We start from the raw sequence: 8,378 nt of genomic DNA, 5'->3' as shown, positions 1-8,378 counted from the left end.
AAAACCGGATGTCCGGGGCAAGACCTTTGCCTTCTTTGGGTCGTTTGCCAAAGAAGGTCGCCCGAGGGGGCGAAACACGGAGTCTGGGCGCACGCCGAAGCGACGCTTATCACCATGGGCCAAGCAGCCCAGAACCGTGCCTTGCGTGTTCGCGAGCAAGCTCGCTCCTACAGGCCAGGTTACCCATCGGGGATTGGCGGCATGCGGGGAATGTGGCCGCCCGGCGGAGCGAACCCCGTCCGCCCCGTGCCGGCCACCGCGCCCTAGCGCAACTGATGCTTGTGCAACAAGCGATAGAAAGTCGGCCGCGAGATGCCCAGCATCCGCGCCGCCACGCTGAGGTTGTCGCCGTGCCGGGCCAGCGCATCGCACATGGCCTGGCGCTCGGCGCCAAGCTTGTACTCCTCCAGGGTCACCAGCGGCAGGCTCGTCGAGCGCCCCTTCTCCCGCTCCAGCCCCAGGTCGCGCGCCTCGATCTGCCGCCCCTCGGCCAGCACCAGGCCACGACGCACCCGGTTGGCCAGTTCGCGCACATTGCCCGGCCAGCTGTGTTCCGCCATCGCCGCCAGCGCATCGTCCGAAAAACGCCGCGGACGGCGGCCGGTCTCGACGCTATAAAGGTGGGCGAAGTGATTGGCCAGCAGTGCCAGGTCGCCATTGCGCTCGCGCAGCGGCGTAGTCGACACCTGCAGGACATTGAGCCGGTAGTACAGGTCCTCGCGGAACTGTCCGGCGCGGATCGCCTGTTCCAGGTCCACATGGGTCGCTGCCAGCACCCGCACATCGACATCGATCGGCTGGCTGCCGCCGACACGCTCGATCTGTTTCTCCTGCAACACGCGCAGCAGGTTGGCCTGCAGCTCCAGCGGCAGGTCGCCCACCTCGTCGAGGAACAACGTGCCGCCGTTGGCCTGTTCGAAGCGGCCGATCTTGCGCTGGTGCGCCCCGGTGAAGGCGCCCTTCTCGTGGCCGAACAGCTCGGACTGGATCAGCGCCTCGGGCATTGCTCCGCAGTTGATCGCCACGAACGGCCGGATCGCCCGTCGCGACTGGCGGTGCAGCGTACGCGCCACCAGTTCCTTGCCGGTGCCGCTCTCGCCACGGATCAGCACGGGAGACTCGGTCGGTGCGAACTTTGCCAACAGCTTGCGCAGCTCGCGAACGTCACGGCTTTCGCCGAGCAATTCGTGTTCATGCTCATCGCTGTGCACGCTACCGCGTCCGCGCAGCCGCGCCATGCCGAAGGCGCGGCCGAGGGTGACCTGCACCCGCGCCACATCGAAGGGCAAGGTATGGAAGTCGAAGAACCATTCGCTGACGAAATCGCCTACTTCATTGAGTGGCAAGGTGTCGGGACTGAGCACGGCTATCCACTCCGTGCCGCTGCGGCTGATGAGTTCCTTGACCGACTCCCGGCGTTCGAGATGCCGGGGCTGAAGGCGCAGCAGGCCGACGTCGCAGCCGCGATTGCCGGCATTATCCAGCTCGCAACTGTCCACCTCCCATCCTGCCGCTCGTAGTCCGGGTAAAAGCCTGCGGCAGTCGTCGCACGGATCGACCACCAGCAGGCGACGAAGATTCGTGGCTGCCTCGAGCATGCTCCCTTCCTTGGCGCCATTATTTTGAAAAACTTTAAAAAACAGACGGTTGGCGCTCCAATTTGTAACGCTAGCAATATCTTGACGCTGCCCATCGACCGTTTTCCTATAACCCCAATGCCGAAACGATCTCAGCAGCCGCTTTTTCCTCCAGCGACCGCGCGCCGCCGCGCTGACCGCTCGGCCAGGTTCGACAGGGGACAAGGCCAGGGTAGAGGCCTCCCTCGCGCTGGCAGGGCGTCTGCCGGGCAGCGAAACCCTGTGCGCAGGTCGAGGCGCTGCTTCAGAAAAGATGGGCTTGCAACGCTAGGGCGCGCCGCGGCAGGAAGTGAAACAGCCCACTGGCGCGGCCGGCGCACGCAGTTCCGCCGCCGGCAGGTAGCCATTGCGGGTATAGAGGAAATCGAAGCCGAACAGACTGAGCATCAGCAGGATCGGCAGGACGAGGGTGACGGCGATGCGCATGGCGACGCTCCTCTTCTGGTTCTTGTAACGCCATCCTAGGACGCGGGCGCGGCGCGCGACCTACTACCTTGGTACTGCCCCAACCGGTACTTTCTGCATATTTGCCGCACCTCGGGCGCTTCCTATGCTGGCCGCACAAGAACTTGTCGACCCGCAAAAGGAGTCGCCCCATGCGCCAGCTCGTCCTGCACGGCATGGCTTATCTGCTCGCGGTTGCCTGCGCCGCTGCCTTCAGCCTCGACGCCCACGCCAACGAAGGCCCCGCGCTGGACATCCGCATCGGCTATCTGGGCTACACGCCCGACCCTGGTCCACTGCTGTCCAACGTCATCCCGGAACCCGCCGATGCAGGCCTGCGCGGCGCGGAGCTGGCAATCAGCGACAGCAACAGCACCGGACGCTTCCTCCAGCACCGCTACAGCCTGGAAGCCGCCAGCACCGACAGCCCTGAAAAGCTGCTGGCCGAAGCCCGGCGCCTGCACGACGCCGGCCTGCGTCTGTTCGTGGTCAATGCCCCGGCCGATACCTTGCGCGCCGTGGCCGCCGCGCTGCCGGACAGCCTGCTGTTCAACGCCGGCGCCGCCGATGACGAGCTGCGCGCCAGCCAGTGCTCCGTGAACGTGCTGCACACCCTGCCCAGCCGGCTGATGCTGACCGACGCCCTCACCCAGTTCCTGGTGCTGCGCAAGTGGACGCGCTGGCTGCTGATCGTCGGCCAGCGCCCGGAAGACGCCGCTTATGCCAACGCGCTGAAACGCTCGGCCAAGCGCTTCGGGGCGAAGATAGTCGAGGAGAAACCCTTCACCTTCGCCAACGACCAGCGCCGCAGCGCCCAGGCCGACATGGCGCTGTTCACCCAGTCTGGCGAGGACTACGACGCCGTACTGGTGGCCGACGAGCATGGCGACTTCGGCGAGTACGTGCCCTACAACACCTGGCTGCCGCGCCCGGTCGCGGGCACCCAGGGACTGATCGCCACCGGCTGGCACAAGACCGTGGAAACCTACGGCGCCGCGCAACTGCAGAAGCGTTTCGAGGAGCACGCCGGGCGCTGGATGAACGACCGCGACTTCGCCGCCTGGATCGCCGTGCGCAGCATAGCCAGCGCCGTGACGCGCCTGCGCGATGCCGGGCCGATGGCGATCCGCAGGCTGTCGCTTTCCCCCGACCTGCCGCTGGACGGATTCAAGGGCTACAAGCTCGGTTTCCGCCCCTGGGACGGCCAGCTGCGCCAGCCGATCCCGCTGGTGCAACCGCGCGCGCTGGTCAGCACTTCGCCGCAGGAAGGCTTCCTGCACCCCGCCAGCGAGCTGGACAGCCTCGGCCTCGACGCACCGGAAAGTCAGTGCCACCTCGCCGACGCCCCGCCACAACAAGAATGAACCCGAGGAACCACCCATGCCCCGCCTGCTCGCCCTTCCCTGCCTGGGCCTCGCCCTCGCCCTTACGCCCACGGCCTTCGCCGCCACCGCCTATGTCTCCAACGAGAAGGACAACAACCTCAGCGTCATCGATCTGGACAGCATGACCGTCGCCGGCACCATCGACACCGGCAAGCGCCCGCGGGGGCTGGCGCTCTCCCACGACAACAAGCTGCTCTATATCTGCGCGAGCGATTCGGACACCGTCCAAGTGCTCGACCTCGCCACGCGCAAGATCATCAGGCAGCTGCCCTCGGGCGCCGACCCCGAGCAGTTCGCCCTGCACCCCAACGACCGCTGGCTGTATGTCTCCAACGAGGACGACGCGCTGGTCACGGTGGTCGACACCCAGACCGCCCAGGTACTCGGGCAGATCGACGTCGGCGTCGAGCCCGAAGGCATGGCGGTGAGCCCGGACGGCAAGTGGGCGGTGAACACCAGCGAAACCACCAACATGCTGCACTGGATCGACACATCGACGCAGAAACTGGTGGACAGCACCCTGGTGGACCAGCGCCCGCGCCACGCCGAGTTCACCCGCGACGGCTCGCAGGTCTGGGTCTCCGCGGAGATCGGCGGCACCGTCAGCGTGGTCGACACCGCCAGCCGCAAGATCCTCAAGACCCTGCGCTTCGCCATCCAGGGCGTGCATCCGGACAAGGTGCAGCCGGTGGGCGTGCAGCTGACCAGCGACGGCAAGCTGGCCTTCGTCGCACTCGGCCCGGCCAACCATGTAGCGGTGGTGGATGCGAAGACCTTCGAAGTCCTCGATTATCTGCTGGTCGGCCGCCGCGTCTGGCACCTGGCGTTCACCCCGGACGAGAAGACCCTGCTGGCCACCAATGGCGTCAGCGGCGACGTGTCGGTGATCGATGTGGCCTCGCGCAAGGTCAGCAAATCCATCAAGGTCGGCCGCTACCCGTGGGGCGTGGTGGTGACGCCATGAACGCGCTCACTGTTCGCGACCTGAGCTTTGCCTACGGCCCACGGCGCGCGTTGGACGGCCTGGAATTCGAGCTGCCCGCCGGGCGCTTCACCGCCCTGCTCGGCCCCAACGGCGCCGGCAAGTCCACCCTGGTCGCCCTGCTCACCCGCCTCTACGACCTGCAGCAGGGCGAGATCGAGGTGCTCGGCTGCAGCCTGCGCCGCCAGCCGCGACTGGCCCTGCGGGAATTGGGCGTGGTTTTCCAGCAAAGCACCCTGGACCTGGACCTGAGCGTGGAACAGAACCTGCGCTACCACGCCGCCCTGCATGGCCTGCCGCGTAGTGTGGCGAACGAGCGGATCGACACCGAACTGGCCCGCCAGCAATTGCAGGAGCGGCGCCGCGACAAGGTCCGCGCGCTCAATGGCGGGCATCGCCGCCGGGTGGAGATCGCCCGCGCCCTGCTGCATCGCCCGCGACTACTGCTATTGGACGAAGCCAGCGTCGGACTGGACCCCGCTGCGCGCCAGGGGCTCAACGAGCATGTGCGCCGGCTGTGCCGCGAGGACGGCCTGGCGGTGCTCTGGACCACGCACCTGCTCGATGAGGTGCGTAGCGAAGATGCGCTGCTGGTACTCGATCGCGGCCGGCTGGTCGCCCGAGGCGAAGCGCGGGACATCTGCGCACCGGACGCCGGCAACCTGGAGCGCACCTTCGACCGCCTGACCCGCCTGGAGGCCTGCGCATGAGTGCCGTGGAGAACCCCAGCTTCGGCCCCGCCGCCTACTGGCAGTGCCTGCGCGGTATCGTCGTGCGCGAATGGTTGCGCTTCGTCCTGCAACGCTCGCGCTTCCTCAGCGCCCTGGTGCGGCCGCTACTCTGGTTGCTGGTGTTCGCCGCGGGCTTTCGCGCCGCGCTGGGCATCTCGATCATCGAGCCGTACGACACCTACGTCACTTACGAGACCTACATCGTGCCGGGGTTGTGCTGCATGATCCTGCTGTTCAACGGCATGCAGGGCTCGCTGTCGATGGTCTACGACCGCGAGATGGGCAGCATGCGCGTGCTGCTGACCAGCCCGCTGCCGCGCGCCTTCCTGCTCGCCAGCAAGCTGTTAGCCACCGCGCTGGTGTCGCTGCTGCAGGTCTACGCCTTCCTGCTGATCGCCTGGCTTTATGGCGTGCAGCCTCCGCCCGTGGGCTTGGTCGCCGCGCTGCCGGCCCTGCTGCTGGCGGCCCTGCTGCTGGGGTCGCTGGGGCTGCTGCTGTCCAACGGCATCCGCCAGCTGGAGAACTTCGCCGGAGTGATGAATTTCGTCATCTTCCCGCTGTTCTTCCTCTCCTCCGCGCTTTACCCGCTGTGGAAGATGCGCGAAGCCAGCCAGTGGCTGTACTGGCTGTGCGCGCTGAACCCGTTCAGCCACGCCGTGGAGCTGGTGCGCTTCGCCCTCTACGAGCGCTTCAACCTGCTGTCGGCAAGCGTCTGCCTGGGGCTGACGCTGTCCTTCGCCGGTCTTGCCGTGCTGACCTTCAACCCGCAGCACGCCGCCCTGCGCAAGGGGTGACACCTACTACTTTGGTACCGGTTCGCCCCTCCGGACGTCGAATTTCCAAAGCCGCACAGCCGGCATCTAATAGCCACTACAAGAAGAACCACAAGAGATACAGCCATGCCTCGCCTTGCTTTCGTTGTGCCCGGCTGCCTGGCCGCCTGCCTGCTCAGCCTGCCCCTCGCGCTTCCTCCGGCCCTGGCCGAGGACGCGCCGCTGTTCTCCGCCGACGGCTACCGCCAGGCCCAGTACCGCAGCCCGACACCACCTTCCGTCGACCACGCCGTTACCCTCGATACCCCTGCCCTGCAGGCGCTGCTCCAGCGCGAGCCGCAGACCCTGCTGGTGGACGTCTACCGTCGCACCTACCTCAACGGTCAGTTCGTCGAAGACGAAAAGCACCGCAACCTGCCCGGCAGCCTGTGGCTTCCCAACGTCGGCACCGGAGCCCTGGAGCCGCAGTGGGAGGCCTATCTGAAACAGAACCTCGCCCGTCTCACCGAAGGTGATGCCAAGCGCCCACTGGTGTTCTACTGCCGCTCCGACTGCTGGATGAGCTGGAACGCCATCCGCCGCGCGCATGCGCTGGGCTATGCCAGCCTCTACTGGTACCGTGACGGTGTCGACGCCTGGGAACAGGCAGGACTGCCCCTGCAGGATGCACGACCGCAACCGCTGAAGTAGCCTGCGACCGCAAGCCGCTCGCCACCCATAACGACAACAACGAGGTGTAGGCCATGTACAAGATCCTGATCGCCGACGATCACCCGCTGTTCCGCGAGGCCATCCACAACGTCATCGCCGACGGCTTCCCCGGCAGCGAAGTAATGGAGACCGCCGACCTCGACAGCGCCCTGGGCCTGACCCAGGAACACGACGACCTCGACCTCATCCTGCTCGACCTGAACATGCCCGGCATGCATGGCCTCAACGGCCTGATGAGCCTGCGCAACGAGGCGCCGACCATCCCGGTGGTAATCGTCTCCGCCGAGCAGGACAAGCAGGTCGTGTTGCAGGCCATCACCTACGGCGCGGTGGGCTTCATCACCAAGTCGTCGCCGCGCGTGCAGATGACCGAGGCCATCGAGCAGATCCTCAACGGCAACGTCTACCTGCCGTCGGACATCATCCGCACCCAGAAATCCTCGCCACGCCGCAGCGGCCAGGACGACCACAGCATCCCGCCGGAACTGCTGCAGGCGCTGACCCGCAAGCAACTGCTGGTGTTGGAGCGGATGACCAAGGGCGAATCCAACAAGCAGATCGCCTACAACCTGGAGATCGCCGAGACCACGGTGAAGGCCCATGTTTCCGCCATCCTGCGCAAGCTGAAGGTACACAACCGTGTGCAAGCCATCCTCTGCGCGGGAGACATCGACTTCACGGCCTATCTGCGCCGCTGACCCTCCGTGCTGCCGAGACCGCTACCGGGAAACCCTCGATGCCCTCCACCCGCACCCTGAGCCTGACCGGCCTGGCGATGATCGCCTTCGCCGGTAATTCCATCCTCTGCCGCCTCGCCCTGAAAGCCACCAGCATCGATGCGGTGAGCTTCACCGGCATCCGCCTCTTCGCAGGCAGCCTGATGCTCGCCCTGCTGCTGAACCTGCGCCGCCGCGCCGCCAGCGAGGGCGGCAACTGGCGCGCTGCGGCGGCGTTGTTCGTCTACGCCGCGGCCTTCTCCTACGCCTACGTGCAACTGGACGCCGGCACCGGCGCGCTGCTGCTGTTCGGCGCGGTGCAGGTGAGCATGATCCTGGTCGGCCTGCTGCGCGGCGAAAGCCTGCGCGGGCAGGCGCTGGTCGGTTTCCTGCTGGCGCTGGGCGGGCTGTTCGCCCAACTGCTGCCAGGCGCCAGCGCCCCGCCTTTGGCGGGCGCACTGCTGATGCTGCTGTCGGGCGTGGCCTGGGGCCTGTACTCGCTGCTGGGGCGCAAGGGCAGCGATCCGCTGGCGATCAGCACTGGCAACTTCATCCGCGCCATTGCCTTCGCCGCGCTGCTGGCGGCGTTCTTCCATGCCGATCTGCGGGTGGACCCGATGGGAATCGTTTATGCCGTGCTGTCCGGGGCGTTGGCCTCGGGCGTCGGCTATGCGATCTGGTACAGCGCGCTGCCAGGGCTATCGGCCATCCAGGGCGCTTCCGTGCAGTTGAGCGTGCCAATACTCGCAGCCCTTTCCGGCGCCGCTCTGCTCGGCGAATCGATCAGCCTGCGCCTGGCGCTGGTTTCACTGGCCGTGCTGGGCGGAATCGCCCTGATCCTGCTGGCCAAGGTGCGGACGCCTGTCGCCCAGCGCGCCTGACCGCTTTTGCTCTTCGTAGGAGCGGGGGGGGGGGGCCCCCACCCCCGGGGGGGGCGCGTGGGGGGGCGCCGGGCGGCGGCCGCGTGACCCCCCCGCCGGGGGTGTGGGGTGGGGGGGG

The 8,378-nt window shown here is 67.0% G+C and carries 9 protein-coding genes; 7 read left to right on the top strand and 2 right to left on the bottom strand.

Translation table 11 applies throughout. From position 1 onward, the window contains the following. Positions 1-263 precede the first annotated feature (263 nt). Both ACCC94_RS25255 and ACCC94_RS25250 read right to left on the bottom strand, forming a co-directional pair. Positions 264-1,598, bottom strand: a complete 1,335-nt coding sequence (locus ACCC94_RS25255; RefSeq protein ID WP_413352365.1) for a sigma 54-interacting transcriptional regulator — start codon at positions 1,596-1,598, stop codon at positions 264-266. Between the two features lie 306 nt (positions 1,599-1,904). Beyond that, the gene (locus ACCC94_RS25250) at positions 1,905-2,063 is read right to left on the bottom strand and encodes a hypothetical protein (RefSeq protein ID WP_413352364.1); all 159 of its coding nucleotides are present in this window, start codon (positions 2,061-2,063) and stop codon (positions 1,905-1,907) included. Between the two features lie 170 nt (positions 2,064-2,233). Here ACCC94_RS25250 and ACCC94_RS25245 point away from each other — a divergent pair, with 170 nt between their 5' ends. The 7 genes from ACCC94_RS25245 (at position 2,234) to ACCC94_RS25215 (ending at position 8,260) form a co-directional block, all read left to right on the top strand. Further along, positions 2,234-3,445, top strand: coding sequence for an ABC transporter substrate-binding protein (locus tag ACCC94_RS25245; protein WP_413352363.1), 1,212 nt, complete (start codon positions 2,234-2,236; stop codon positions 3,443-3,445). Positions 3,446-3,461: 16 nt separating this feature from the next. After that, a complete protein-coding gene (locus ACCC94_RS25240; protein WP_413352362.1) occupies positions 3,462-4,430 on the top strand; it encodes a YVTN family beta-propeller repeat protein in 969 nt (322 codons plus the stop codon). After that, the gene (locus tag ACCC94_RS25235) at positions 4,427-5,158 is read left to right on the top strand and encodes an ABC transporter ATP-binding protein (protein WP_413352361.1); all 732 of its coding nucleotides are present in this window, start codon (positions 4,427-4,429) and stop codon (positions 5,156-5,158) included. The genes ACCC94_RS25240 and ACCC94_RS25235 overlap by 4 nt, the downstream gene beginning before the upstream one ends. Beyond that, complete coding sequence (locus ACCC94_RS25230; protein WP_413352360.1) at positions 5,155-5,973, top strand: ABC transporter permease; 819 nt, start codon at positions 5,155-5,157, stop codon at positions 5,971-5,973. Before ACCC94_RS25235 ends, ACCC94_RS25230 begins: the two co-directional genes overlap by 4 nt. A 105-nt stretch (positions 5,974-6,078) precedes the next feature. Further along, positions 6,079-6,642: a PQQ-dependent catabolism-associated CXXCW motif protein gene (locus ACCC94_RS25225; protein WP_413352359.1), complete on the top strand. Its 564-nt coding sequence runs from the start codon at positions 6,079-6,081 to the stop codon at positions 6,640-6,642. A 53-nt stretch (positions 6,643-6,695) separates the two neighbouring features. After that, positions 6,696-7,361 (top strand): response regulator AgmR, encoded by a 666-nt coding sequence (agmR, locus tag ACCC94_RS25220; RefSeq protein ID WP_413352358.1) that lies wholly within the window; start codon positions 6,696-6,698, stop codon positions 7,359-7,361. A 38-nt stretch (positions 7,362-7,399) separates the two neighbouring features. After that, positions 7,400-8,260, top strand: a complete 861-nt coding sequence (locus ACCC94_RS25215; protein ID WP_413352357.1) for an EamA family transporter — start codon at positions 7,400-7,402, stop codon at positions 8,258-8,260. The last annotated feature ends 118 nt before the right edge of the window (positions 8,261-8,378 follow it).

Source organism: Pseudomonas sp. Pseusp97 (assembly GCF_047304025.1).
Classification (GTDB): Bacteria; Pseudomonadota; Gammaproteobacteria; order Pseudomonadales; family Pseudomonadaceae; genus Pseudomonas.
The sequence above is the reverse complement of the archived record's forward strand: the minus strand, read 5'-3'. Positions and strand labels throughout refer to the sequence as shown.